The 24,401-nt window shown below is 56.7% G+C and carries 22 protein-coding genes and 1 rRNA gene; 10 read left to right on the forward strand and 13 right to left on the reverse strand.

Going from position 1 to position 24,401, the window contains the following annotated elements:
• Positions 1-27: 27 nt before the first annotated feature.
• From CBW22_RS11565 to CBW22_RS11575, 3 genes are all read left to right on the forward strand, one after another.
• Positions 28-963 carry a quinone oxidoreductase family protein gene (locus CBW22_RS11565; RefSeq protein ID WP_088516694.1) on the forward strand — a complete coding sequence of 312 codons (936 nt, stop codon included), beginning with the start codon at positions 28-30 and terminating at the stop codon, positions 961-963.
• A 90-nt stretch (positions 964-1,053) separates the two neighbouring features.
• Positions 1,054-2,442 carry a nucleobase:cation symporter-2 family protein gene (locus CBW22_RS11570; protein WP_088516695.1) on the forward strand — a complete coding sequence of 463 codons (1,389 nt, stop codon included), beginning with the start codon at positions 1,054-1,056 and terminating at the stop codon, positions 2,440-2,442.
• A gap of 122 nt (positions 2,443-2,564) precedes the next feature.
• Complete coding sequence (locus CBW22_RS11575) at positions 2,565-4,244, forward strand: AsmA family protein (protein WP_058780493.1); 1,680 nt, start codon at positions 2,565-2,567, stop codon at positions 4,242-4,244.
• A gap of 205 nt (positions 4,245-4,449) precedes the next feature.
• Here CBW22_RS11575 and fabY read toward each other — a convergent pair whose 3' ends face one another.
• From fabY to typA, 5 genes are all read right to left on the reverse strand, one after another.
• Positions 4,450-5,397: a fatty acid biosynthesis protein FabY gene (gene fabY / locus CBW22_RS11580; RefSeq protein ID WP_088516696.1), complete on the reverse strand. Its 948-nt coding sequence runs from the start codon at positions 5,395-5,397 to the stop codon at positions 4,450-4,452.
• 59 nt (positions 5,398-5,456) lie between these two features.
• Positions 5,457-5,894, reverse strand: coding sequence for a D-aminoacyl-tRNA deacylase (gene dtd, locus CBW22_RS11585; protein ID WP_021507113.1), 438 nt, complete (start codon positions 5,892-5,894; stop codon positions 5,457-5,459).
• Positions 5,891-6,757, reverse strand: coding sequence for a virulence factor BrkB family protein (locus tag CBW22_RS11590; protein ID WP_021507114.1), 867 nt, complete (start codon positions 6,755-6,757; stop codon positions 5,891-5,893). Before CBW22_RS11590 ends, dtd begins: the two co-directional genes overlap by 4 nt.
• Before the next feature lie 6 nt (positions 6,758-6,763).
• A complete protein-coding gene (gene yihX / locus CBW22_RS11595; RefSeq protein WP_088516698.1) occupies positions 6,764-7,360 on the reverse strand; it encodes a glucose-1-phosphatase in 597 nt (198 codons plus the stop codon).
• Between the two features lie 183 nt (positions 7,361-7,543).
• The gene (gene typA, locus CBW22_RS11600; protein ID WP_088516699.1) at positions 7,544-9,364 is read right to left on the reverse strand and encodes a ribosome-dependent GTPase TypA; all 1,821 of its coding nucleotides are present in this window, start codon (positions 9,362-9,364) and stop codon (positions 7,544-7,546) included.
• Positions 9,365-9,804: 440 nt separating this feature from the next.
• Here typA and glnA point away from each other — a divergent pair, with 440 nt between their 5' ends.
• The 4 genes from glnA (at position 9,805) to CBW22_RS26040 (ending at position 14,111) form a co-directional block, all read left to right on the forward strand.
• Complete coding sequence (glnA, locus tag CBW22_RS11605) at positions 9,805-11,214, forward strand: glutamate--ammonia ligase (protein ID WP_031279641.1); 1,410 nt, start codon at positions 9,805-9,807, stop codon at positions 11,212-11,214.
• 198 nt (positions 11,215-11,412) lie between these two features.
• Entirely contained in the window at positions 11,413-12,462 is a 1,050-nt protein-coding gene (gene glnL, locus CBW22_RS11610) for a nitrogen regulation protein NR(II) (RefSeq protein ID WP_021507118.1), read from the forward strand.
• Positions 12,463-12,469: 7 nt separating this feature from the next.
• On the forward strand, positions 12,470-13,879 hold the full coding sequence (gene glnG / locus CBW22_RS11615; RefSeq protein WP_031279642.1) for a nitrogen regulation protein NR(I): 1,410 nt from the start codon (positions 12,470-12,472) through the stop codon (positions 13,877-13,879).
• Between the two features lie 106 nt (positions 13,880-13,985).
• Entirely contained in the window at positions 13,986-14,111 is a 126-nt protein-coding gene (locus CBW22_RS26040; protein WP_021507120.1) for a YshB family small membrane protein, read from the forward strand.
• Positions 14,112-14,140: 29 nt separating this feature from the next.
• Here the strand turns inward: CBW22_RS26040 and hemN are convergent, their stop codons facing one another.
• A complete protein-coding gene (hemN, locus tag CBW22_RS11620; RefSeq protein ID WP_088516700.1) occupies positions 14,141-15,514 on the reverse strand; it encodes an oxygen-independent coproporphyrinogen III oxidase in 1,374 nt (457 codons plus the stop codon).
• 237 nt (positions 15,515-15,751) lie between these two features.
• A complete protein-coding gene (gene yihI / locus CBW22_RS11625) occupies positions 15,752-16,270 on the reverse strand; it encodes a Der GTPase-activating protein YihI (RefSeq protein WP_058770999.1) in 519 nt (172 codons plus the stop codon).
• A gap of 555 nt (positions 16,271-16,825) precedes the next feature.
• Between yihI and yihA the strand changes: the two genes are divergently transcribed.
• Positions 16,826-17,467, forward strand: coding sequence for a ribosome biogenesis GTP-binding protein YihA/YsxC (gene yihA, locus CBW22_RS11630; RefSeq protein ID WP_031279643.1), 642 nt, complete (start codon positions 16,826-16,828; stop codon positions 17,465-17,467).
• Positions 17,468-17,554: 87 nt separating this feature from the next.
• On the opposite strand, the gene CBW22_RS27040 is transcribed toward yihA, so the two are convergent.
• From CBW22_RS27040 to CBW22_RS11650, 5 genes are all read right to left on the reverse strand, one after another.
• Positions 17,555-17,602 carry a spot 42 RNA, inhibition of DNA synthesis gene (locus CBW22_RS27040; protein ID WP_071892919.1) on the reverse strand — a complete coding sequence of 16 codons (48 nt, stop codon included), beginning with the start codon at positions 17,600-17,602 and terminating at the stop codon, positions 17,555-17,557.
• A 275-nt stretch (positions 17,603-17,877) separates the two neighbouring features.
• Positions 17,878-20,667 carry a DNA polymerase I gene (polA, locus tag CBW22_RS11635; protein WP_088516701.1) on the reverse strand — a complete coding sequence of 930 codons (2,790 nt, stop codon included), beginning with the start codon at positions 20,665-20,667 and terminating at the stop codon, positions 17,878-17,880.
• Positions 20,668-21,090: 423 nt separating this feature from the next.
• On the reverse strand, positions 21,091-21,720 hold the full coding sequence (gene dsbA, locus CBW22_RS11640; RefSeq protein ID WP_021507125.1) for a thiol:disulfide interchange protein DsbA: 630 nt from the start codon (positions 21,718-21,720) through the stop codon (positions 21,091-21,093).
• 26 nt (positions 21,721-21,746) lie between these two features.
• Positions 21,747-22,733 (reverse strand): serine/threonine protein kinase, encoded by a 987-nt coding sequence (locus CBW22_RS11645; protein ID WP_088516702.1) that lies wholly within the window; start codon positions 22,731-22,733, stop codon positions 21,747-21,749.
• 46 nt (positions 22,734-22,779) lie between these two features.
• Positions 22,780-23,055, reverse strand: a complete 276-nt coding sequence (locus tag CBW22_RS11650; RefSeq protein WP_021313943.1) for a YihD family protein — start codon at positions 23,053-23,055, stop codon at positions 22,780-22,782.
• A 71-nt stretch (positions 23,056-23,126) separates the two neighbouring features.
• On the opposite strand from CBW22_RS11650, the gene mobA reads away from it, so the two are divergent.
• Together mobA and mobB are read left to right on the forward strand one after the other, a co-directional pair.
• Positions 23,127-23,699: a molybdenum cofactor guanylyltransferase MobA gene (gene mobA / locus CBW22_RS11655; protein ID WP_088516703.1), complete on the forward strand. Its 573-nt coding sequence runs from the start codon at positions 23,127-23,129 to the stop codon at positions 23,697-23,699.
• Entirely contained in the window at positions 23,699-24,202 is a 504-nt protein-coding gene (gene mobB / locus CBW22_RS11660) for a molybdopterin-guanine dinucleotide biosynthesis protein MobB (protein WP_088516704.1), read from the forward strand. Before mobA ends, mobB begins: the two co-directional genes overlap by 1 nt.
• Positions 24,203-24,288: 86 nt before the next feature.
• Here mobB and rrf read toward each other — a convergent pair.
• Positions 24,289-24,401, reverse strand: a 5S ribosomal RNA gene (gene rrf / locus CBW22_RS11665); the annotation flags it as partial.

Below are 24,401 nucleotides of genomic sequence, written 5' to 3' on the forward strand. Positions count from 1 at the left end.
TATTATCCGATGAACTGAAGGTGAAACATGAAAGCAGCTATTGTCAGTGCCGCAGGTGAGAAACCGGTATGGGGCGATTTCCCGGCACCGCAGGCCGATGAACAGCATGTGGTGGTGACGGTGAAGGCCGCCGCCATCAGCCAGCTGGCGAAAGCGCGGGCCGCCGGCGCCCATTACAGCGCCGGTAGCCACTATCCGTTTATCGCCGGTATTGATGGCACCGGCACGCTGAGCAACGGCGATCCGGTCTATTTTCTCGCCTTTAGCGCGCCGTGGGGCAGTATGGCGCAGCAGACCCGGGTGCCAGCTGCAGCGGTGGTTGCGCTGCCGCCGACGCTTGATCCGCTGCTGGCTGCGGCAATCGCCAATCCCGGCATGTCCTCGTGGGCCGCACTGACGCGCCGCGCGCAGTTTCAGGCAGGTGAAACCGTGCTGATCAATGGCGCAACCGGCACCTCCGGCGGGCTGGCGGTGCGCATTGCGCGTCACCTCGGTGCCGGGAAAATCATCGCCACCGGCCGTAACCGCGCGGTGCTGGAGCAGCTGCGCACGCAGGGCGCGGATATCATCCTGACGCTGGATGAACTGCCCGGCGCGCTGCCAGCGCTGATGCAGCAAGGCATTGATGTGGTGCTGGATTATCTGTGGGGCCAGAGTGCGCTCGACATCATGCATGCGGCCGTGGCCGGCGGTGAGAAAACGGTGCGCTTTGTGCAGATTGGCTCGCTCAGCGGGCAGGAGATCGCGCTGCACAGTAAACTGCTGCGCTCATCCGGGCTGACGCTGATGGGCAGCGGACTGGGCAGCGTCTCTGACAGCGAACTGATCGCCTGCATTGGTGAGATGCTGAACGCCGCCGCTGAAAGTGACTTCTCCATCGCTTTTCAGCAGCGTCCGCTGAGTGAGGTAGAGCAGGCGTGGCAGCAGGATGACAGCCGCTGCCGCACCGTGTTTACGCTCTAGATCAATCGCAACTAAAAGGGGCATTGCAAACGATTGCTTTCACAACGCAACCGTTTAAAATCGCCCCTTTGTTGTTATTGAGAAGCCACCATGTCCGTCAATACTGCTGAATCCCGCCAGCCTGCCACTGCGCCAGGCGAGAGCAAAAGTGAACTGATTTACCGTCTTGAAGATCGTCCGCCGCTGCCGCAAACGCTGTTTGCTGCCTGCCAGCATCTGCTGGCGATGTTTGTGGCGGTGATTACCCCGGCACTGCTGATCTGCCAGGCGCTCGGCTTACCGGCGCAGGACACGCAGCACATCATCAGCATGTCGCTGTTTGCTTCGGGCGTGGCGTCCATTCTGCAAATTAAAACCTGGGGACCGGTGGGTTCTGGCCTGCTGTCGATTCAGGGCACCAGCTTTAACTTTGTCACGCCGCTGATCATGGGTGGTATGGCGCTGAAAAACGGCGGTGCCGATGTGCCGACCATGATGGCAGCGCTGTTTGGTACCCTGATGGTGGCTTCCTGTACTGAGATGTTGCTGTCACGCGTGCTGCACCTCGCGCGCCGCATCATCACGCCGCTGGTGTCCGGCATTGTGGTGATGATTATCGGTCTGTCGCTGATTCAGGTCGGCCTGACCTCGATTGGCGGTGGCTTCGCCGCCATGAACGATCACAGCTTTGGGGCGCCGAAAAATCTGCTGCTGGCCGGTGCCGTGCTGGTGGTTATCATCCTGCTCAACCGCCAGCGCAACCCTTATCTGCGCGTCGCGTCGCTGGTGATCGCCATGGCGGTGGGTTATGCACTGGCCTGGGCGCTGGATATGCTGCCCGCTACCTCTGAACCCACCAACCAGGCGCTGCTGGCCGTGCCGTCGCCACTCTATTACGGCCTGGGTTTTGACTGGAATCTGCTGATCCCGCTGATGCTGGTGTTTATGGTGACCTCGCTGGAAACCATCGGCGATATTACCGCCACCTCCGATGTCTCCGAACAGCCGGTCAGTGGTCCGCTGTATATGAAGCGTCTGAAAGGCGGCGTGCTGGCCAATGGTCTCAACTCGTTTGTGTCGGCGCTGTTCAACACCTTCCCTAACTCCTGCTTTGGTCAGAACAACGGGGTGATTCAGCTGACCGGCGTGGCCAGCCGCTACGTGGGCTTTGTGGTGGCGCTGATGCTGATCGTACTCGGCCTGTTCCCGGCGGTGAGCGGCTTTGTGCAGCATATTCCGGAACCGGTACTGGGCGGAGCCACCATCGTGATGTTTGGTACCATTGCCGCTTCTGGCGTGCGCATCGTGTCGCGCGAACCGCTCAATCGCCGCGCCATTATGATCATCGCGCTATCGCTGGCGGTGGGCCTCGGCGTATCGCAACAGCCGCTGATTCTGCAATTTGCCCCGGACTGGCTGAAAACCCTGCTGTCATCCGGCATCGCCGCCGGGGGTATCACCGCTATCGTGCTTAACCTCGTCTTTCCACAGGAAAAGTAATGCTGCTGGCAGGCTACGGCCTGCCTGTTATTTATCCGCTTTTTCATCCAGGCTGTTGAGCTGTAACGGTAATTCAGGCATAACAACCACTCACCGGATAAATATCGGGATGGATGGATGCGATGAAATTTTTAGGCAAGTTTTTCCTTACCTTGTTACTGCTGATTCTGCTGGCGCTGGTGGTTCTCTATGTGCTGCTGCAAACCCAGTGGGGCGCAGGCTGGTTTAGCCGTTGGGTAAGCGATAAAACCGCCTGGCATTTGTCGCTGAGTAAGATTGAGCACAACTTCTCCTCGCCTTCCCACATCATCCTGGATGACTTCAGTTTCGGCCACGACGGCCAGCCGGCGGTGCTGGTGGCGAAGCGCGTCGATCTCGGACTGGCACTGGTGCAGTTCAGCGATCCGCTGCATTTCGACAGCATTGAAGTGCGCGACGGCGACATCAACCTCGCTAACCAGTCACCACAAACCACGCTGCCGATCCAGGCCAACCGGCTGCAGCTCAATAATGTGCAGATCGAAAGCCCGCACAGCGCCCTGCCGCTGGCGGCGCAGCGGGTCAACGGCGGCATTGTGCCGTGGAAGCCCACGCCTGACGATATGCTGGGCAGCGATGCGCAGTTCCAGATGAGCGCAGGTGCCATGACGCTGGACGGCGTCGCCGGTAACAACGTGCTGCTGCAGGGCAATATCGCCAAACGCCGGCTGGTGCTGAGCAATATCGGCGCCGATCTGGCGCGCGGCTCAATGACCGGACGGGCCGAGCGCGACGCTCAGGGTAACTGGCAAATCAACCAGCTGCGTCTTAACGATATTCGCCTGCAAACCCAGCAGAGCCTGAGCGAGTTCCTCAGTCCGCTGCGTGACGTGCCTTCGGTGAGCATCAACCGGCTGGATATGACCGATGCGCGCCTGCAGGGCCCGGACTGGGCGGTGACCGATCTCGATCTGACCCTGAAAAACATTACGCTGCGCGGCGATGACTGGCAGAGCGACGACGGTTCGCTGGCCATGAACGCCGGCAACTTTATTAACGGCAGCTTTGAACTCAACGATCCGATCGTCAACGCCGAATTCTCACCGCAGGGCATTCAGCTGACGCAGTTCAGCTCCCGCTGGGTCAACGGCGTGATTCGCGCCAGCGGCAGCTGGACGCGCAGCGATAAGCGCCTGACGCTTGACGATTTAGCCATTGCCGGCCTGGAATACACGCTGCCGCAAAACTGGCGCGATCGCTGGCAGCAGACGCTGCCGGGCTGGCTGGATAGCGTGCTGGTGAAGCGTGCGACCGCTAACCGTAACCTGGTGATTGATATTAATCCGGCCTTCCCGTTCCAGATGACCGCGCTTGACGGTAATGCAGAAAATCTGCTGCTGGCGCGCCAGCATCAATGGGGCATCTGGGCCGGTAAAGCCAGCTTTAACGCGGCGGAAGCCACCTTTAACCGCACCGATTTGCGCCATCCGTCGATTAGCCTGAACGCCAGCGATCGGCAGATTGAGGTCAGCGAGATGAGCGCCTTCAACGGTAGCGGATTACTGGAAGGCACGGCAACCGCAGGACAGGAAGCACAGCGTCCGTTTACGCTGAACCTCAAAGGCCAGGCGGTGCCGGCAAACGTGCTGCAAAACTGGGGCTGGCCTGCGTTGCCGCTGAGCGGCAGCAGTAATTTGCAGCTGCAGCTGAAGGGCTCGCTCAGCGCGGGCGCACCGTTGCGTGCCAGCGCAGAAGGCAGTTTGTCGGTGACGACGGATACGCAGTCGCTGCAGCAGACGATGCGTGGCGGGCAGGTGCAGTGATGATTGCATGACCGATCGCGCTGAAAAGCGCGATGCGGGCGCGTCAGGTCATCGCCAATCGCACAATACTCGTAGCGGCGCGATTTATCGCGCAATAAATTGCGCCGCTACCAAAAATGCAACTGTTGTTGAATGCATTTGAATCTTAGCTGGCAAGCATTACGCCATGCAGAGTGACCCTGTGGTTTTGTTGCGCGCTGCGTGGTTAATTAATACGCGCGCCTGAACCGCCCTCTTCCAGCGGTCCGTCGGGATCGGCGGGTAACACGATGTAAACACCTTCAAACACCGCGCCCAGCTCATCATCCCCAAACAGCTCCACCTCCATCTGTACGCGTGCTTTTCGTCCGCGCGCCAGCCGGTCGAGATCGCCGCTCAGCGAGCCGAGATCGGCGATAGCGCCGGGCCGTCCGCTGATGGGTTTGCTGTAGCGAATATGTGCATCGGCCAGAATAATGGTGCCACCGAGATGGCGTTCGCGCAGCAGCAGCCAGATCAATCCCCAGCCGGTAAGCGTGGCGAGTGAAAACAGGCTGCCGGCAAACAGCGTGTGGTGCGGGTTCTGGTTGCCGGCTTCCGGCATGGTGGTAACAAACTTCTGCCCGGTATACTGCAGAATGCGTACGCCCATCTTTTCGCTCAGCGGGATGTGTTCGTACCACGCCTGCTGCAGCTGTCCGCACCAGTCGGCGCGATGCAGAATATCATCCAGCGTCACCACCGGTTTAATCATCAGGAAATGACGCACCGGCGTGGTTTGCGGTGCAGTAATTTCGCCCTGATTGACAAAGCCGAGCTTGGCAAAGAACTCCACCGCATCCTCGCGCGCGCTACAGGTGACGCGTTTGGCCCCTTCCTGGCGCGCCACCGACTCCAGCGTCATCGCCACCAGCGTACCCAGCCCTTTGCCCTGCACCGACGGATGCACCGCCAGAAAGCGGATCGCCGCTTCATTTTCCGCATTGATATACAGCCGGCCTACCGCTACCGGTTTGCCGTGCTCATCCACCACCATCTGGTGATGCGCCAGCGCATCCCAGGCATCACGTTCTGAGCCCTGCGGTTGGCGCAGCGGCTTCCGTAACATTTCCCAGCGGAACTGGTAATACGTATCCAGCTCTTCCGCCGTTTGCGGTACGCGAAGATGATACATAAAGTGATTCTCTCGTTCGGAGCTTGCGTGGCTGATCCCTTGCCGCTCGGCTAAAAATCTCACACCTGTAACCAGAAGGTCACCGGACCATCGTTAATCAGCGAAACCTGCATATTGGCGGCGAAGCGCCCGTTGGCGGTGGTGACGCCCAGCGCCCGGCAGCGATCGCTGAAGTCGTGATAGAGGCGCTCCGCTTCCGCCGGATGCGCGCCGCCAGAGAAAGAGGGACGCATGCCTTTTTGCGTGTCGGCCGCCAGGGTGAATTGCGAGACCACCAGCACGCTACCGCCTGTCTGCTGTACGCTGAGGTTCATTTTGTCGTTCTCATCGCCAAAGATGCGGTAGCCCAGCACTTTCTCCGCCAGGCGCTGTGATTTCTGCTCATCATCGCCCTTTTCCACCCCCAGCAGCACCAGCAGACCGGCGCCAATTTCGCCCACCGTGGCGTTATCCACGCTGACGCTGGCGCGCGTCACACGCTGTATCAAAGCAATCATGTTTCCTCTCGTTCTTTATCGCGTTCCTGCTGTTTTAACTGGCGATAGTCATCCAGCGTGACGGTCACTTCCGCGCCTAACAACACAATACACCAGGTCCAGTAAACCCACAGAAACAGGATGGGGATCACCGCCAGCACGCCGTAAATTAACTGATACGAAGGAAACATCGTAACATAGAGCGCGAAGCCTTTTTTGCCCAGCTCGAACAGCAGACCCGCGACCACCGCACCTATCAACGCATCGCGTCCCGGCACGCGCCGCGTCGGCACAATGCTGTACAGCAGCCAGAAGGCGAGAATCGACAAAACCAGCGGGAAGATGCGTAGCGCCTGATCGATCAGGCTGGTGACGCCGGTCACGTTCACCCAGCGCAGCGACAGCAGATAGGAGCTGATAGCCAGACTGGCACCGGCCAGCAGCGGTCCCAGCGTCAGAATCATCCAGTAGACCGCAAAGGAGTAAACCATCGGGCGCGGCTTGTCGCTGCGCCAGATGGCGTTGAGTGCGCTGTCGACCGAGTGCATCAGCAGCAGCGCAGTGACAATCAGCCCGACCGCTCCCACTGCCGTCATTTTGTTGACGTTGGCGACAAACTGATCGAGATAGCGCTGAATCACATCCCCGGCGGCCGGCATGAAGTTAGTGAAGATGAAGTTCTTCAGCTGCACGCTGATGTCCGAGAACACCGGGAAGGCGGCAAACAGCGCGAATACCACGGCAATCAGCGGCACCAGCGCCAGCAGTGACACGTAGGCGAGGTTACCGGCCTGCGTAGTCATGTTGTCTTCATCGATGCGGCGCCACAGCAGTTTAATCCACAGGAAAAACGCATGCGCCGAGTGGCGCAGATGAGTTCGCATGGTCACTCAGCGACGGCTCGCAAACCAGTCAGGCACGGTTTTCGCATCTTCGACCAGCACGCTCTCAATGCCCAGCGCGCGCGCCGCATCAACATTCGCCTGGTTGTCATCAAAGAATACCGCCTGATCGGCGGTGAAGCCTTCATGCTCCAGTACGTAGTGCCAGATGCGCGCTTCCGGTTTGCGCATGCCGATATCCTGCGACATATAGATGTGGTCGGCAGCCTGCTGCACTTCCGGATACTGCGTTGGCCAGAACTCGAAATGCAGCTGGTTGGTGTTAGACAGAATCACCACGCGCTCGCCGCTGGCGCGCAGCTGGTTCATGATCGCCAGCGTTTCCGGACGTACGCCGACAAACACCGCCTGCCAGCCAGCGGTGAACTGCGGATAGCTCAGGGCAATATCGAGCTGCTCACACAGCCGCGCGGCAAACTCCGGGTCGCTGATTTCGCCCCGCTCGTGCTGCTCGAAGGTCTCGTCCATGCGAAAACGGCTCTGCAGCGTGGCAAGCGGCACGCGTCCCAGATCGCTCCAGACGCCGAGTACCCGATTGAAATCGATATCAACAATCACATTGCCTAAATCAAAGATGTACAGCATGACACCTCTCCTCTACGTTCCCTGGATCATTCACTCTAGCGGTAAAAGGCAAGCCTGAACAGGTACGCTTAGGGGAAATCCGCATTCCGCAAGCGGGGTCTGATTTCGTGCGGGTCACGCTGCCTCAGACGGCAGGCAAAAAAAAGCCCCGCGGGTGCGGGGCTCATTATCAGACGATTTCGCTTACTCTTTGCTGCCGCGAGACGCGCGTTTGCGATCGTTCTCGGTCAGGTGGCGTTTACGAATACGTACTGACTGCGGCGTCACTTCTACCAGTTCGTCGTCATCGATGAACTCGATAGCCTGCTCCAGCGTCATTTTCTGCGGTGGTACCAGGGTGGTAGCTTCGTCAGTACCTGAGGCACGCATGTTGGTCAGTTTCTTACCGGTCAGGCAGTTTACGGTCAGGTCGTTAGAACGGCTGTGAATACCGATGATCTGGCCTTCATACACTTCCGCACCGTGACCGAGGAACAGCTTACCGCGATCCTGCAGGCCGAACAGGGCGAAGGCAACCGCTTTACCCTGACCGTTGGAGATCAGCACGCCGTTCTGACGCTGGCCCACTTCGCCCGGACGCACGTCGTCGTAGTGGCTGAAGGTGGAGTACAGCAGACCAGTACCGGAAGTCATGGTCATGAATTCGTTACGGAAGCCGATCAGACCACGGCTTGGGATCACGTAGTCGAGACGTACGCGGCCTTTACCATCCGGATCCATGTTTTTCAGGTCGCCTTTACGCTCACCCATCGCCTGCATCACCGAACCCTGGTGGGTTTCTTCGATGTCGAGGGTAACGTTTTCGAATGGCTCCTGCTTGCGGCCTTCGAATTCACGGAAGATAACTTTCGGACGGGATACCGCCAGCTCGTAGCCTTCACGACGCATGTTCTCGATCAGAACTGACAGGTGCAGCTCACCACGACCGGATACGCGGAATGCATCAGCATCTTCAGTTTCTTCTACGCGCAGCGCTACGTTGTGCACCAGCTCTTTGTTCAGACGCTCAAGGATCTGACGCGACGTCACAAACTTACCTTCTTTACCACAGAACGGTGAGGTGTTGATGTTGAAGAACATGGTTACGGTTGGCTCATCCACGCTCAGCGCTGGCAGCGCTTCCACATTCTGCGTGTCGCAGATGGTGTCGGAGATGTTCAGCTCGCCCAGACCGGTGATCGCGATGATGTCGCCCGCTTCAGCCAGGTCGGATTCAATACGCTCCAGACCCAGATGGCCCAGCACTTTACCGACTTTCGCGTTACGGGTTTTCCCTTCGCTGTCGATCACAGTAACCTGCTGGTTTGGCTTCACTTTACCGCGCTTGATGCGGCCGATACCGATTACGCCGAGGTAGTTGTTATAGTCCAGCTGCGAGATCTGCATCTGCAGTGGGGCTTCAACTTCAACCTGCGGTGGAGAAACGTGGTCGACGATGGCCTGATACAGCGGGGTCATGTCGTCAGCCATGTCGGTGTGATCCAGACCGGCGATACCATTCAGCGCAGACGCATAAATGATCGGGAAATCGAGCTGCTCGTCAGTCGCGTCGAGGTTGACGAACAGGTCAAATACCTGGTCAACAACCCAGTCCGGACGCGCGCCAGGACGGTCAACTTTGTTGATGACTACAATCGGCTTCAAACCGTGGGCAAAGGCTTTCTTGGTTACGAAGCGGGTTTGCGGCATAGGGCCATCCATCGCGTCTACAACCAGCAGCACCGAATCCACCATGGACATGACGCGCTCAACTTCACCACCGAAGTCGGCGTGTCCCGGGGTATCAACGATGTTGATACGGTAGTCGTTCCATTTGATGGCGGTGTTTTTCGCGAGGATGGTAATCCCACGCTCTTTCTCCAAATCGTTGGAGTCCATCACGCGCTCAGTCGCTTCGGTACGGGCATCAAAAGTACCGGACTGTTGCAGCAGTTTGTCAACCAGGGTGGTCTTACCATGGTCAACGTGCGCGATGATGGCGATGTTACGCAAATTTTCGATCACAGCTTTGCCTCAGGCATTATAGAAATAACGCGGTATTGTACACGGATTAAGCGAAAGACTGAACATGATCACAGTTTTCGCCGAAAGATTCTCGCAGTGCGCGTTTTTAGCACCAATAACGGTGCATTAAGCTGCACTTTGATGGCGCTTTGCACCATTTAAGTGCTTACCCCTAAACTGACGGCACTATTCTGGTGCATTCCATCCACGCTGGTGCAGCCGTCGTCTCACCGCAGGGCGCATCACAGCGCCATTTTCACCATTGTAATAAAGTTGGCACAGAATTCGCTTTATATCTTTTAAGCGAAAACGACAGTTGCACAACGGTTGAAGAGCTTGCCGAGATCTTGGTCAGGGGTGGTCAGTAGTCGTGACACATTCCCGGCAACAGAAGTTCTCTCACCACGACGACAAAATGACCATTTCCAGGAGAGTTGAGTATGTCCGCTGAACACGTTCTCTCGATGATGAACGAGCACGAAGTTAAGTTTGTTGACCTGCGTTTTACCGATACCAAAGGTAAAGAACAGCACGTTACTATCCCTGCTCACCAGGTTAACGCTGACTTCTTCGAAGAAGGCAAAATGTTCGATGGCTCTTCCATCGGCGGCTGGAAAGGCATTAACGAATCAGACATGGTGCTGATGCCGGATGCAACAACTGCCGTAATGGATCCGTTCTTCGAAGATCCGACGCTCATCATCCGCTGTGACATTCTCGAGCCAGGCACGCTGCAGGGCTACGATCGCGACCCGCGCTCCATTGCCAAGCGCGCAGAAGAGTTCCTGCGTTCTTCCGGCATCGCCGACACCGTACTGTTCGGACCTGAGCCAGAGTTCTTCCTGTTTGACGACATCCGTTTCGGCTCTTCAACTTCCGGCTCACACGTGGCTATCGACGACATCGAAGCAGCCTGGAACACCGGTAAAGAGTACGAAGGCGGTAACAAAGGTCACCGTCCAGGTCTGAAAGGCGGCTACTTCCCGGTGCCACCGGTTGACTCATCACAGGACATCCGTTCTGCCATGTGTCTGACCATGGAGCAGATGGGTCTGGTGGTAGAAGCGCATCACCACGAAGTGGCTACTGCTGGTCAGAACGAAGTGGCTACCCGCTTCAACACCATGACCAAGAAAGCTGACGAAATTCAGATCTACAAATATGTCGTGCACAACGTCGCGCACGCCTACGGCAAAACGGCGACCTTTATGCCGAAGCCAATGTTTGGCGACAACGGTTCCGGTATGCACTGCCACATGTCACTGTCTAAAGGCGGCGTAAACCTGTTCTCTGGCGACAAATACGGCGGCCTGTCTGAAACTGCCCTGTTCTACATCGGCGGTATCATCAAGCACGCTAAAGCCATCAACGCCCTGGCAAACCCGACCACCAACTCATACAAGCGTCTGGTCCCAGGCTACGAAGCACCGGTAATGCTGGCTTACTCAGCACGTAACCGTTCTGCCTCTATCCGTATCCCGGTGGTGGCCAGCCCGAAAGCACGTCGTATCGAAGCGCGCTTCCCGGATCCAGCGGCTAACCCATACCTGGCGTTCACCGCACTGCTGATGGCCGGCCTCGACGGCGTGATCAACAAGATCCACCCTGGCGATGCGATGGACAAAAACCTGTACGACCTGCCGCCGGAAGAAGAAGCTGAGATTCCAAAAGTGGCCGGTTCACTGGAAGAAGCGCTGAACGCACTGAACGAAGACCGCGAGTTCCTGACCCGTGGCGGCGTGTTCACCGACGACGCTATCGATGCTTACATCGAACTGCGTAAAGCTGACAACGACCGCGTACGCATGACGCCGCACCCGGTTGAGTTCGAACTGTACTACAGCGTTTAATCCTTAAAAGATTCGCGCAGATGCACCGTAGCCGCCAACGCCGCGACGGTGCTAATCCTGGCGCTGAAGATTTTTTGTTGCCGTGGAAACTTTAGCCCATCTCCGGATGGGCTTTTTTCACCGCGAATTCATCGTTCGACGGATAGATTTGCGTCCCCAAAGGCTATAATGCACTAATTTAGTGCAGAGGAACGCTGTATGGCAACTGGCACGCTGCCCGACGCGGGGCAGATTCTCAACTCCCTGATCAACAGTATTTTGCTGGTCGATAACGATCTGGTTATCCACTACGCCAACCCGGCGGCCCAGCAATTACTGGCGCAAAGCTCACGAAAATTGTTCGGCACGCCCTTACCGGAACTTACCGGCTATTTTTCGCTGAACATTGAGGTAATGAGCGAGAGTTTAGGGGCAGGCCAGGGCTTTACCGATAGCGAAGTCACGTTAGTGGTGGATGGCCGCGCGCACATTATGTCGCTCACGGCACAGCGTCTACCCGACGGATTTATTCTGCTGGAAATGGCGCCGATGGATAACCAGCGCCGTCTCAGCCAGGAGCAGATTCAGCACGCTCAACAGGTTGCTGCGCGCGATCTGGTGCGCGGCCTGGCGCACGAAATTAAAAACCCGCTCGGCGGATTGCGCGGCGCGGCGCAGCTGTTATCGCGCGCCCTGCCCGATCCGGCGCTGAATGAATATACCAAAGTGATTATTGAGCAGGCCGACCGGCTGCGTAATCTGGTCGACCGCCTGCTGGGTCCGCAGCAGCCCGGACTGCACGTGACCCAGAGCATTCATCAGGTGGCTGAACGTGTGGTTAACCTGGTGTCGATGGAGCTGCCGGAAAACGTCTCGCTGGTGCGTGATTATGACCCCAGCCTGCCGGAGCTGCCGCACGACCCGGACCAGATTGAGCAGGTGCTGCTCAACGTGGTGCGTAACGCTCTGCAGGCGCTGGGCGAAGCGGGCGGCACCATTGTCATCCGTACCCGTACCGCGTTTCAGCTGACGTTACACGGCACGCGTTACCGGCTGGTGGCGCGTATCGACATTGAAGATGATGGCCCGGGCATTCCGGCCCAGCTGCAGGATACGCTGTTCTATCCGATGGTCAGCGGACGCGAAGGCGGCACCGGTTTAGGTCTCTCAATCGCCCGCAGCCTGATCGATCAGCATTCGGGAAAAATTGAATTTAACAGTTGGCCAGGCCACACCGAATTCTCGGTTTACCTGCCTATTCGCCAGTGAGGTTTCTATGCAACGAGGGATAGTCTGGATCGTCGATGACGATAGCTCCATCCGCTGGGTGCTTGAACGTGCGCTCACTGGAGCCGGTTTAAGCTGCGCCACCTTTGACAGCGGCAACGAGGTGCTGGATGCGCTCTCGACCAAAACCCCGGACGTATTATTGTCGGATATTCGTATGCCGGGCATGGATGGTCTGGCGCTGCTGAAGCAGATCAAACAGCGTCATCCGATGCTGCCGGTCATCATTATGACCGCGCATTCGGACCTCGACGCGGCGGTCAGCGCTTATCAGCAGGGCGCATTTGATTACCTGCCTAAGCCGTTTGATATTGATGAAGCGGTCGCACTGGTAGAGCGCGCCATCAGTCACTATCAGGAGCAGCAGCAGCCGCGCAATCAGCCGGTAAGCGGCCCGACCACCGACATCATCGGCGAAGCGCCGGCGATGCAGGATGTCTTCCGCATCATCGGCCGTCTGTCGCGTTCGTCGATCAGCGTGCTGATCAACGGCGAGTCCGGTACCGGTAAAGAGCTGGTCGCGCATGCGCTGCATCGTCACAGCCCGCGCGCCAAATCCCCGTTTATCGCGCTGAATATGGCGGCGATCCCGAAGGATTTGATCGAATCGGAGCTGTTTGGCCACGAGAAAGGCGCGTTTACCGGCGCGAACCAGATTCGTCAGGGCCGCTTTGAGCAGGCCGATGGCGGCACGCTGTTTCTCGACGAAATCGGCGATATGCCGCTGGATGTGCAGACGCGCCTGCTGCGCGTGCTGGCCGATGGCCAGTTCTATCGTGTTGGCGGCTATGCGCCGGTCAAAGTGGATGTGCGCATCATCGCCGCTACCCACCAGAATCTGGAACTGCGCGTGCAGGAGGGCAAATTCCGTGAGGACCTGTTCCATCGCCTCAACGTGATTCGCGTGCATCTGCCGCCGCTGCGTGAACGTCGCGAGGATATCCCGCGTCTGGCGCGCTACTTCCTGCAGGTCGCAGCGCGTGAGCTGGGCGTGGAAGCGAAAATTCTGCATCCGGAGACCGAAGCCGCGCTGACGCGACTGCACTGGTCGGGTAACGTGCGTCAGCTGGAGAACACCTGCCGCTGGCTGACGGTGATGGCCGCGGGCCAGGAAGTGCTGATTCAGGATCTGCCGCCGGAGCTGTTTGAGTCGAGTACGCCGGAAAATCCGGTGCAGTCGCTGCCGGACAGCTGGGCAACGCTGCTGGCGCAGTGGGCAGACCGCGCGCTGCGTTCCGGTCATCAGAACCTGCTGTCAGAAGCACAGCCGGAGATGGAGCGTACGCTGCTGACCACTGCGCTGCGTCATACGCAGGGCCACAAGCAGGAAGCGGCACGTTTACTGGGCTGGGGCCGTAATACGCTCACGCGTAAACTGAAAGAACTGGGCATGGAATAACGCGGAAAAGTGTAAAAGGATTATTTATTGCACACTTTCTGCGCGTAACATCTGTACAGACCGGTGCCGTTCAGTATCATACGGGCGGCAATCGGGAGAGGCTAACATGTTGCAATCTGTCATCCAGCTGATCGCGCATAACGTGGCGGCAATCGGTAATGCTGTGACTCACTCACCGCAAACCGCGCTGGCCGCCGTGGTCTGCGCCATCAGCGTCAGTCTGTTCAGTTAACATAAAGGGAGCGCTGGCTCCCTTTATGCTTAAATTACCCGCGAAAATTGCTGCATGCGCGCTTTCTGCCGCAGATAGCGGTCAAAGCACATGCAGATGTTGCGAATCAGCAGACGGCCAATGCCGGTGACCTGCAGCCGGCGCTCACCGATCTCAAGCAAGCCGTCCGCCACCAGCGGCGCCAGCAGCGCTAAATCCTCAGCAAAATAGCGTTCAAACACCACTGGCCACCGGGCTTCGATGTCGGCAAAATCCAGCGCAAAGTTACAGATCAGCGCTTTAATTACATCCCGCCGCAGACAATCATCTTCGCTGAGAGATAAGCCGCGCCACAGCGCATGGCCCTGCTGCTCAACGCTGGCATACCAGGCTTTTAACTCTTTCTGATTCTGCGCATAGCTGTCGCCCAGCATGCTGATGGCCGAAACGCCCAGCCCGAGCAGTTCGGTTTCGCCCTGCGTGGTGTAACCCTGGAAGTTGCGATGCAGTACGCCGGCGCGCTGTGCCACCGCCAGTTCATCATCCGGTTTGGCAAAATGGTCCATGCCAATAAACTGGTAACCCGCACCGGTCAGCGTCGCGATGGTTTGCTGCAGGATTTGCAGCTTCTGCGCCGCCGTCGGCAGCTCCTCATCTTTGATTTTGCGCTGAGCGGCAAACAGCGCAGGCATATGCGCATAGTTGAAGACGCTGAGGCGATCCGGATTGAGCGCAATCACCCGCTGCAGCGTAAAGGCAAAGCTCTCTGGCGTCTGTAGCGGCAGGCCGTAGATTAAATCCAGACTGACTGAGCGGAATCCCTGCGCGCGGGCACGCTGCACCAGGGCGAAAATGGTCTCTTCATCCTGAACGCGGTTGACCCGCTCCTGCACTGTCTTGTTGAAATCCTGCACGCCCATGCTCAGACGATTGAAGCCCTCTGCGCGCAGATGATCGATCATCTCCAGCTCAATTTCACGCGGATCGACTTCGATCGACATCTCAACGTCGTCAGCGATGTCGAAATGGCTGCGCAGCAGCGCCACCAGCCGGCTGACCTGCTGCTGATTAAGGAAGGTGGGCGTGCCGCCGCCCCAGTGCAGCTGCGTAACGCGACGGCCGGCAAACAGTGGAGCGCGCTGACGAATCTCCTGCGCCAGAACCTCCAGATAGCGATCGGCCTTGTGCAGTTGGCGCGTCACGATTTTATTGCAGCCGCAGAAGTAACACAGACGATGGCAGAACGGGATATGCACATACAGTGACAGCGCGCGCTCGGGATAGCGCTCAACCGCGCGCTGAAAATCGCTCGCGCCAAAGCTTTCACTGAATTCCAGCGCGGTGGGATAGGAGGTGTAACGCGGACCGGCGTAATTGTATTTTTCGATGAGTCGCTGATCCCACTCAATCTGCTGCGATGACATGCTCACTCCTTACGGTGACGTCGTCTGAGGGCGGGTCGCGTGGCAGAAGAGGAGACGAAGCGCTGGGCGGAACGCCGCCGTAAGCGCGATTTCAGCCGCGACAGGCGGCGTAGTTTAAACAATAACCACAGCAGATAACATGTCAGCAGCAGCGCTAAAATTGATCCAGGCCAAAACATAGGTGAATACCTGTTTAGCGCGGCATGCGCAAAGCCGCATGCCGATCAAAAATGGCGGTTAGTGGCCCTTAAGCAGGCGCATCATATCCTCTTCTGCCTGCTCATCTTCGGCGTCGTCGTCCAGCGCAATGCCCAGCGTTTCCATCAGCTCGTCGATGCGATCCAGCGTCTCATCCAGCCACGCCTGATCTTCTGCGCTCAGGGTTTCGCCGCTCTCAAGGCGATCGAGCAGCGTGTCGAGACGCTCATCGTTCTCCAGCTTGGCCAGCTCTTCCTGCGGCGTCAGGCGCACTTTTTCGGCTTTGGGTTTTGGCTTCGCCACTTTCTTTTCGGGCAGGGTTTTGCCGTCCGCCACCAGCGCGACTGGCTTTTTGCTGCCCACGCGCGGATCGGCGCTCTTTTTGCTGTGCCCTTTACCGGCGCTTTGCGTTTCCGGGTTGGCGCGGCTGCCGGATTTGTGGCCGCTGTGCTTTTTATCGCGCTTGCGATCGCGGGCTTCCTGGTTCAGTTCTTCACGCGATTTGCGTTTCGCTTTAGCAGCAGGTTTGCCACGCTGGGCTGGTGCAGGTTGCTTCATGTGTTCGGTCTCGGCGATGCCTGGTGAGTTCAGTATAGAATTGCGGCGAAATCTAGCAGAAAGATGACAAAGAAAAAAGGCGATAGCCTGTGCTATCGCCTTATTTCGCACCTTCATACGAAGGAAACACGCGTCAAATCCTTTACGGCTCACAACGTCCCGGTTGCTCCATCGCCACATCGCTCCTGCGAGTAATCCCTGTCCCTGTCCGATTCCTGCCTGAATCGCTCTCCTGCCATGCTCGCGGTCATCCCCGACGCTCCTGAGCTCATCATCCTGATGGGTGCTGCCGTGCACTGACAACAAATGTAGACCAAACAGTAAATTGAACAAGTGAGACTTGTCTCTAATTTAGAGCGGTCTTTTTCATGTTTAACTTAATTCATTGAAAATAAACAATATTATAACGAATGAATGTTGCATGAATCCGTCATCACTGGTAGCAGTTAGCGGCGATCTCTTACAAAATGGCGCGTTAAGACGCCTGTCGGGCACTTTTGCGCCATAACAGGTATAATCAGCGCCATTGCCCGATCATTCTGCTGGAGTTTTACATTGTCTGCTTTGAACTATCACGTCACCCATTTCATGCTCAGCGCGCCGGATATTCGTCATCTACCGGCGGATACGGGCATTGAAGTTGCCTTTGCCGGGCGCTCAAATGCAGGCAAATCCAGCGCGCTGAATACCCTGACCAACCAGAAAAGCCTGGCGCGTACCAGTAAAACACCAGGCCGCACGCAGCTGATTAACCTGTTTGAAGTGGTGGAAGGCAAACGCCTGGTGGATTTACCAGGTTACGGTTATGCGGAAGTCCCGGAAGAGATGAAGCGTAAATGGCAGCGCGCGCTGGGTGAATATTTGCAGAAACGTCAGGCCCTGAAAGGACTGGTGGTGCTGATGGATATCCGCCATCCGCTTAAAGATCTCGATCAGCAAATGGTTGAATGGGCGGTGCAGAGCGGTATTCCGGTTATGATTCTGCTGACTAAAGCCGACAAGCTGGCTTCCGGTGCCCGTAAAGCGCAGCTGAACATGGTGCGTGAGGCATCGTTGGCATTTATGGGCGATGTCCAGGTCGAGATGTTCTCATCGCTGAAAAAACTGGGCGTCGATAAGCTGCGTCAGAAACTCGATACCTGGTTTAGCGAGCTGACTCCGGCGCAGGAAGGCGACGGTGAAGCACTGTCAGAGTAGCACCAGAGCGGGCCTTTGCGTCCGCTTTTTTTCAGAAAAAGCCCAATAAAAAACGCCCCAGTCATAAATGACTGGGGCGGCTAATATTCAGCCAAATCCGATTACGTGAAGTAAAAGGTCTGAAAGATAGAACATCTTACCTCTGTACCCTACGCGATGAACTTTACCCGATTTTTTCTGACCAACAAAGGGTTTTTTGTTGTTAAGTTTCAGAATTCGACATCATTTTTACCAGCTTCGTCACATTTTCGCGCAGGGCATGTAGTTTAATTACCAAAAAAATGCTTAGCCGATAAGCAGTTACTTAACCTGTATTTTACCGGCAGTTTTGATGACCGGCTGAACCGATTAAGTAAACTTTTTTCTTATGACGCTGCCCGCCACCAGCATCTGTGGCGGGCAGCGGGCCCTTAGTGCGCCTGATCCCAGTTATCGCCGGTTCCCACTTCAACCTGCAGCGGTACATCCAGCTTCATGCTGTTCTCCATCAGTTCGCGGATCGTCTGGCTGGCACCTGCGACGGCATCTTTGTGGATCTCAAATACCAGTTCATCGTGTACCTGCATGATCATTTTCACCTCGTCACTGTTCTGCTGCAGCAGCCAGCCGTCAACGGCGATCATGGCACGTTTGATGATGTCCGCTGCGGTGCCCTGCATCGGTGCGTTGATCGCCGCACGTTCGGCGGCTTTACGGCGAATGGCATTGCTGGAGTTGATGTCCGGCAGCCACAGACGACGACCATCCAGCGTCTCGACGTACCCCTTATCCGCAGCTTGCGCGCGCGTCGCTTCCATGTAACGCAGCACGCCCGGATAGCGCTCAAAGTAGAGATCCATGTACTTCTTCGCTTCGCCGGCACCAATATTCAGCTGACGCGACAAACCAAATGCGCTCATGCCATAAATTAGTCCGAAGTTAATCGCTTTCGCACTGCGGCGTTGCTCACCGGAAACCTTGCTCAGCGCCACACCAAACACTTCAGACGCCGTGGCGCGGTGGATATCCTCACCCTGCGCAAACGCATCCAGCAGGCCTTTGTCCTGCGACAGGTGCGCCATAATTCGCAGCTCAATCTGCGAATAGTCGGCAGCCACGATGCGCTTATCCGCGCCCGCAATAAACGCCTGACGAATGCGCCGTCCCTCTTCGTTGCGCACCGGAATGTTTTGCAGGTTCGGGTCGGTCGAGGAGAGTCGTCCGGTGGCCGTCACCGCCTGGTGATAAGAGGTGTGTACCCGGCCGGTGATCGGATTGATCATCTGCGGCAGCTTATCGGTGTAAGTGGATTTCAGCTTCGACAGGCCGCGATGCTCAAGAATCACTTTCGGCAGCGGATAGTCGAGCGCCAGCTCAGCCAGCACTTCTTCACTGGTCGACGGCGCGCCGCCCGGCGTTTTCTTCGTCGGCTTAATCCCCTGCTTCTCAAACAGAATGGTTTGCAGCTGTTTGGTGGAGGAGAGGTTGAAAGGCTCGCCGGCCAGCTCGTGCGCCTTCTGCTCCAGCTCGGCCAGACGCGTGGTCAGCTCCTGCGAATGTTTCGCGAGGATATTCTGATCGATCAGCACACCGTTGCGCTCTACGCGGGAAATGACTGTCACCAGCGGCATCTCAATCGCCTCGAATACCTGCTTCGGACCGGCTTCCTGCTCCAGCTTCGGCCACATCTGCAGGTGCAGCTGCAGCGTGACGTCAGCGTCTTCTGCCGCATAGTGCGCCGCCTGCTCAAGCGCGATCTGATTGAAGGTGAGCTGATTTTTACCTTTACCGGCGATTTCTTCGAAAGTGACGGTTTTGTGGTTAAGCCAGCGGGCCGCCAGGCTGTCCATGTCATGCTTGCCGCCGACGCTGTTCAGGCAGTAAGACTCCAGCATGGTGTCGAATTTGATGCCGTTCAGCTCAATATCGTAATTTTTCAGTACGCCACGATCGTACTTCAGATTCTGCCCGACCTTCGCTGCTTTACTGTCCTCCAGCAGCGGTTTCAGCTGCTTCAGCACCGCGGCGCGATCCAGCTGCGGTGGCGCGTCAAGATAGTCATGCGCCACCGGCAGGTAAGCGGCCTCACCCGGTGCTACGGCGAAGGCAATGCCGACAATATTGGCGCTCAGGGTATCCAGCGAATCGGTTTCCAGGTCAAAAGCAAACACGTCGGCGCTTTGCAGTTTTTTCAGCCAGTCGGCAAAGGTTGCCTCGTCGAGGATGGTGACATAGCCGTCGGATGACAGCACGCTGACCGTTTCCGCTGCGGCCACGACGGGTTCATCCGGCAGCGATTTCTGCGCCTGGCTATTACTCTTTTTACCCTGCAGCCATTTTCCTTCCTGCAGATCGGTAAGCCAGCGTTTGAATTCATAGCGGCTGAACAGCGTCTGCAATGCTTCAACGTCAGGCTCGTTAACCGTCAGCTGCTCGCAGGCCAGCTCCAGTTCCACATCGGTTTTGATGGTCGCCAGCTGGTAGGAGAGAAACGCCACATCGCGATTCTGCTCCAGCTTCGCCGCCATGGTTTTTGCTCCACGGAAGGAGAGCCCGGCCACTTTATCAAGGTTGTCGTAGATGGATTGCATGCCGCCTAGCCCCTGCAGCAGCGCCTGTGCGGTTTTCTCGCCCACGCCCGGAACGCCCGGGATGTTGTCCGAGCTGTCGCCCATCATGGCGAGGAAATCGATAATTAGCGAAGGCGGCACACCGTATTTCTGCTCGACTTCTTCCGGACCGAGCACGGTGTTGGTCATGGTGTTAATCAGGGTAATGCCCGGCGTCACCAGCTGCGCCATGTCTTTATCGCCGGTGCTGATCAGCACCGCACGCCCCTGCTTTTCCGCTTCCAGCGCCAGCGTGCCAATCACGTCATCGGCTTCCACGCCGGACACTGCCAGCAGCGGCAGCCCCATGGCTTTTACCATCTCATGCAGCGGCGCGATTTGCGCGCGTAAATCGTCCGGCATCGGTGGACGATGCGATTTGTAATTTTCAAATAGCTCATCGCGGAACGTTTTGCCTTTGGCATCGAAGACCACAGCCACATGGCTGGGTTGATACTGCATCAGCAGGCTTTTCAGCATGTTGAGCACACCATACATGGCGCCGGTTGGCTCACCCGCACTGTTGGTCAGCGGCGGAAAGGCATGATATGCACGGTAGAGGTAGGAAGAGCCATCTACCAGAATCAGGGGATTTTCTGCAATTTGCGCCATAGGTTTGTATTTTCTTCGTTGCGATAATCAGGGTTATAAGGATGCCACAACCAGCGAACAATGTTGAAGTAACAGCAGAAAGTGAGAATCTTTTTCGCGGTTACGCGGCGCGGATCGCAAGGATCATCTTGTGGATAACTTTGTGCGTAAAATTCATAACGTATTGTTATTTACGTTAATTGCAATCATTTTACGATTAAAATGTTTTTACAATCAGTCAGTTATAATCTTGCCGTGATACGAAACACCTTTTTAAAAAGGCGATCGTCTATGTGGATATTAAGCGAAAGGGTAATCAAAAAACGCTGGCGGTGAGGGATGAATAGCTTAGTGAATTAAGGATGTGGTGTGGGTTGGTTTCACTGTAGCGGCGGGTGATAACCGCGCCGCTACAGCATAAGCCATCGCGTTTTCAGCGCTTAATTACTTTTTCTCAACCAGGAATTTCACGACGTTGGCATAATCCGCCACGAAGTTATCCATTGAGCTGGTGTCCAGGCCGCCGTTGTTAACCATGTATTTGCCGTTAACGAAAATCGCCGGTACGCCCTGCAGATTAACATCTGAAGCCGCTTTCTGCTGCTGTGCAACCAGCGCCTTCACGGCGAAGCTGTTCCACGCCGCGTCGTAATCTTCAGAGGTGATGCCTGCAGCTTTGATGAAGGTCTCTTTCAGACTGGCTGCGTCGGTAATGGTCTGGGTCTTCTGGATGCCGTCGAAAATCGGTGCGGTCACTTTATCTTCCACACCCAGCGCCATTGCCACTGCCCACGCATGCGTGACCACCGGACCGAAGTCGCCGCCGAGGAAATCAACGTGATATTTGGTCACTTTGGTATCCGCTGGTAGATTCTTTCTCACCGCATCGCTGACGTGGTAAATGCGTTCAAACTGGTAACAGTGCGGGCAGAAGAAGGAGAAGAATTCCATAACCTGCGGCTCACCGGCGACCGGTTTTGGCAGCGTAACGTACTGTTTGCCGTCGTTGAACTGTGCCGCTGAGGCGCTAAATGCCAGCATCAAACCTACCAGCGCAAACCAAATCTTTTTCATCGTGAGAACATCTCCTGAGTACTTCATTAAAATTGCGGGCTAAGCTGTAACGGCGGTTCGTGTAACAGCCTTTCCTGCTCGATAAATAGTGCAATCTGCCGGCGCCAGAAGTCCTCATCGGTCATCCAGGGGAAGGCGCGCGGAAAAGCGGGATCCTGCCAGCGGCGTACCACCCAGGCCAGATAATAAACCATGCGCATGGCGCGTAAAGACTCAATCAGTGTCAATTCGTGTAAATCGAAATCACCAAATTCGTTATACGCTTCCAGCAAAATATCCCACTGGATCAATTGCTCCTGACGGCTGCCGTTCACCAGCATCCACAAATCCTGCACAGCCGGACCGGTGCGCGCGTCATCGAGATCGACAAACATCGGCCCATCGCGCCACAGAATATTGCCGGGATGGCAGTCACCGTGCAGCCGGAGCGGTTGCCACTGGCTATGCCAGCTCTGCTGCAGCGTGGCGCTGAGTTTATCTAACGCCTTCAGTAGCGCATCCTTCAGCGAGGCAGGCACCAGCGCGCTCTGTTCCAGCTGCAGACGTGGCTCAACCACATACTCCTGCAGGCCCAGAGTGGGCCGCTGGCGGAACGGGTTGTGGCGTCCGGTTTGATGGATACGGCCAAGGAAACGACCTACCCACTCCATCTGCTCTTCATTGTCGGTTTCATACTGCCGGCCACCGAGGCTGGGAAACACCGCGAACATAAAGCCAGCGTGCTGATTGAGCGTATTGCCCTGCAGCGTCAGCGGTGCGGCAACCGGCACTTCATCGTCCAGCAGATCCTGAGCAAACCGATGCTCTTCAGCGATCTGCGCGGCGCTCCAGCGTTGCGGACGATAGAACTTAGCGACATAGCGCCGCTTATCCTCATCGCTGAACTGATAGACGCGGTTTTCGTAGCTGTTCAGGGCGGTTAAGCCGGACTCGACCCGCAGACCGGCATCCCAGAGCGCATCAAGGATGACGTCGGGATTCAGCGTCTGAAAATTAAAAGCGGCTTCGCTCATCATTGTGCCTGTGTGTTACCTGTGCGTTGAACGCGCAAGGATAACACTACTCATCATCCTTGATCACACCGCGCGCACGTAATAGCGCGCTTTTGAAGTCCACCTCATAATCTTTCTTCAGACCCGGGATCACAGCCTGACTACCGGCATCACGCATTTTGAGATGGTAAATCAATACGTCATCGCTTAATTCACTTAATGGGCCACTGAAACCTGATTCCTGCGCCAGTTTTTGTAAAAATGCCAGCAGGTTGAGATCGGGTTCTTGCTGCCAGGCAGGCTGCAGCAGTTCGAGCAGTTCATTGAGTCGGTGATATTTCATCATTGATTCCTTTGCGCAGGTGGTTCGCTACCGCGAGTTAAGTATCGTCCAGAATAAACAGGGAGACGAAGATGACCGCATTTACCGGTGTGATCCTCGCAGGCGGGCAAGGCAGCCGTATGGGAGGTCAGGATAAGGGCTTGCTGCCATTACAGGGCAAACCGCTTTATCAGCACGTTCTGCAGCGTTTACAGCCGCAGGTCAATATTGTGTTGATTAGCGCCAACCGTAACATTGATCGTTATCAGGCAAGTGGTTGTCAGGTGATTCGTGATTCGCTGCCTGATTATCCCGGTCCGCTGGCAGGAATGCTCAGCGGCCTGCGGCACAGCCAGACCGAATGGGTGGCGTTTTGCGCCTGCGATACGCCGTGGCTACCGCAGGATTTTGTTGCACGGCTGTGGCAGCAGCGTGGTGCAGCCGCCGCCGTGTGGGTGACATCGGGTCAGCGTGATCATCCGGCGCTAGCCCTGGTGCATCGTGCGCTGGCCGATGATCTGGAAGCGTGGCTGCTGCGCGGAGAACGCCGTCTGATGCAGTTTATGCGGGAACATGGCGGACACGGCGTACTGTTTGATGATGCTGAAGCCGCCTTCCGCAATATCAATACGCCTGACGATTTGGTTAATGAGGAAAGTGCGTGATGAGTGTGCCGCTACTGGCGGTGGTGGGCTGGAGTGGCACCGGCAAAACCACCCTGTTACAACAGGTGATTCCGCTACTGAGAGCGCAGGGCATTCGCCCCGGGCTGATCAAGCATACCCATCATCAGATGGATATCGATACGCCGGGAAAAGACAGTTATCTGCTGCGCAAAGCGGGAGCCGATCAGGTGATCGTCGCCAGCGAGCAACGCTGGGCGTTGATGTGCGAAACGCCGCAGCAGCCGCTTAGTTTAGCGCAGCTGGCAGGCCGTATGGACGCTGCATCGCTGGATCTGGTGCTGGTCGAGGGGTTTAAACAGGAACCCGTACCCAGGATGGTGCTATGGCGGCGCGGCGTTAAGGGAGAAATTGATGAATTGCTGGACGAGTGGGTGATTGCCGTTGCGACGGATGAAGCGTTAGCGCTTCAGGTGCCGGTGCTGGATATCAATCAGCCTGAGCAGGTTGCAGAGTATATTGTTCAATGGCTAAAAAACCGCTAATCACACGTTTTTCGGCGGGAAATTTGCTGAAGTACGGACGTAAAAAAGCCCCGGACTCTCGTCCGGGGCTTCTTCACTTATTTGATGCCTGGCAGTTCCCTACTCTCGCATGGGGAGGCCCCACACTACCATCGGCGCTACGGCGTTTCACTTCTGAGTTCGGCATGGGGTCAGGTGGGACCACCGCGCTGTTGCCGCC

This window comes from Pantoea sp. VS1 (assembly GCF_002207995.1).
Lineage (GTDB): Bacteria > Pseudomonadota > Gammaproteobacteria > Enterobacterales > Enterobacteriaceae > Pantoea > Pantoea dispersa.

What these genes read in the sequence shown, in the direction of transcription:
- CBW22_RS11565 (WP_088516694.1), top strand. Translation starts at nt 28, where the DNA reads ATGAAAGCAGCTATTGTCAGTGCCGCAGGTGAGAAACCGGTATGGGGC.
- CBW22_RS11570 (WP_088516695.1), top strand. Translation starts at nt 1,054, where the DNA reads ATGTCCGTCAATACTGCTGAATCCCGCCAGCCTGCCACTGCGCCAGGC.
- CBW22_RS11575 (WP_058780493.1), top strand. Translation starts at nt 2,565, where the DNA reads ATGAAATTTTTAGGCAAGTTTTTCCTTACCTTGTTACTGCTGATTCTG.
- fabY (WP_088516696.1), bottom strand. Translation starts at nt 5,397, where the DNA reads ATGTATCATCTTCGCGTACCGCAAACGGCGGAAGAGCTGGATACGTAT.
- dtd (WP_021507113.1), bottom strand. Translation starts at nt 5,894, where the DNA reads ATGATTGCTTTGATACAGCGTGTGACGCGCGCCAGCGTCAGCGTGGAT.
- CBW22_RS11590 (WP_021507114.1), bottom strand. Translation starts at nt 6,757, where the DNA reads ATGCGAACTCATCTGCGCCACTCGGCGCATGCGTTTTTCCTGTGGATT.
- yihX (WP_088516698.1), bottom strand. Translation starts at nt 7,360, where the DNA reads ATGCTGTACATCTTTGATTTAGGCAATGTGATTGTTGATATCGATTTC.
- glnA (WP_031279641.1), top strand. Translation starts at nt 9,805, where the DNA reads ATGTCCGCTGAACACGTTCTCTCGATGATGAACGAGCACGAAGTTAAG.
- glnL (WP_021507118.1), top strand. Translation starts at nt 11,413, where the DNA reads ATGGCAACTGGCACGCTGCCCGACGCGGGGCAGATTCTCAACTCCCTG.
- glnG (WP_031279642.1), top strand. Translation starts at nt 12,470, where the DNA reads ATGCAACGAGGGATAGTCTGGATCGTCGATGACGATAGCTCCATCCGC.
- CBW22_RS26040 (WP_021507120.1), top strand. Translation starts at nt 13,986, where the DNA reads ATGTTGCAATCTGTCATCCAGCTGATCGCGCATAACGTGGCGGCAATC.
- hemN (WP_088516700.1), bottom strand. Translation starts at nt 15,514, where the DNA reads ATGTCATCGCAGCAGATTGAGTGGGATCAGCGACTCATCGAAAAATAC.
- yihI (WP_058770999.1), bottom strand. Translation starts at nt 16,270, where the DNA reads ATGAAGCAACCTGCACCAGCCCAGCGTGGCAAACCTGCTGCTAAAGCG.
- polA (WP_088516701.1), bottom strand. Translation starts at nt 20,667, where the DNA reads ATGGCGCAAATTGCAGAAAATCCCCTGATTCTGGTAGATGGCTCTTCC.
- dsbA (WP_021507125.1), bottom strand. Translation starts at nt 21,720, where the DNA reads ATGAAAAAGATTTGGTTTGCGCTGGTAGGTTTGATGCTGGCATTTAGC.
- CBW22_RS11645 (WP_088516702.1), bottom strand. Translation starts at nt 22,733, where the DNA reads ATGAGCGAAGCCGCTTTTAATTTTCAGACGCTGAATCCCGACGTCATC.
- CBW22_RS11650 (WP_021313943.1), bottom strand. Translation starts at nt 23,055, where the DNA reads ATGAAATATCACCGACTCAATGAACTGCTCGAACTGCTGCAGCCTGCC.
- mobA (WP_088516703.1), top strand. Translation starts at nt 23,127, where the DNA reads ATGACCGCATTTACCGGTGTGATCCTCGCAGGCGGGCAAGGCAGCCGT.
- mobB (WP_088516704.1), top strand. Translation starts at nt 23,699, where the DNA reads ATGAGTGTGCCGCTACTGGCGGTGGTGGGCTGGAGTGGCACCGGCAAA.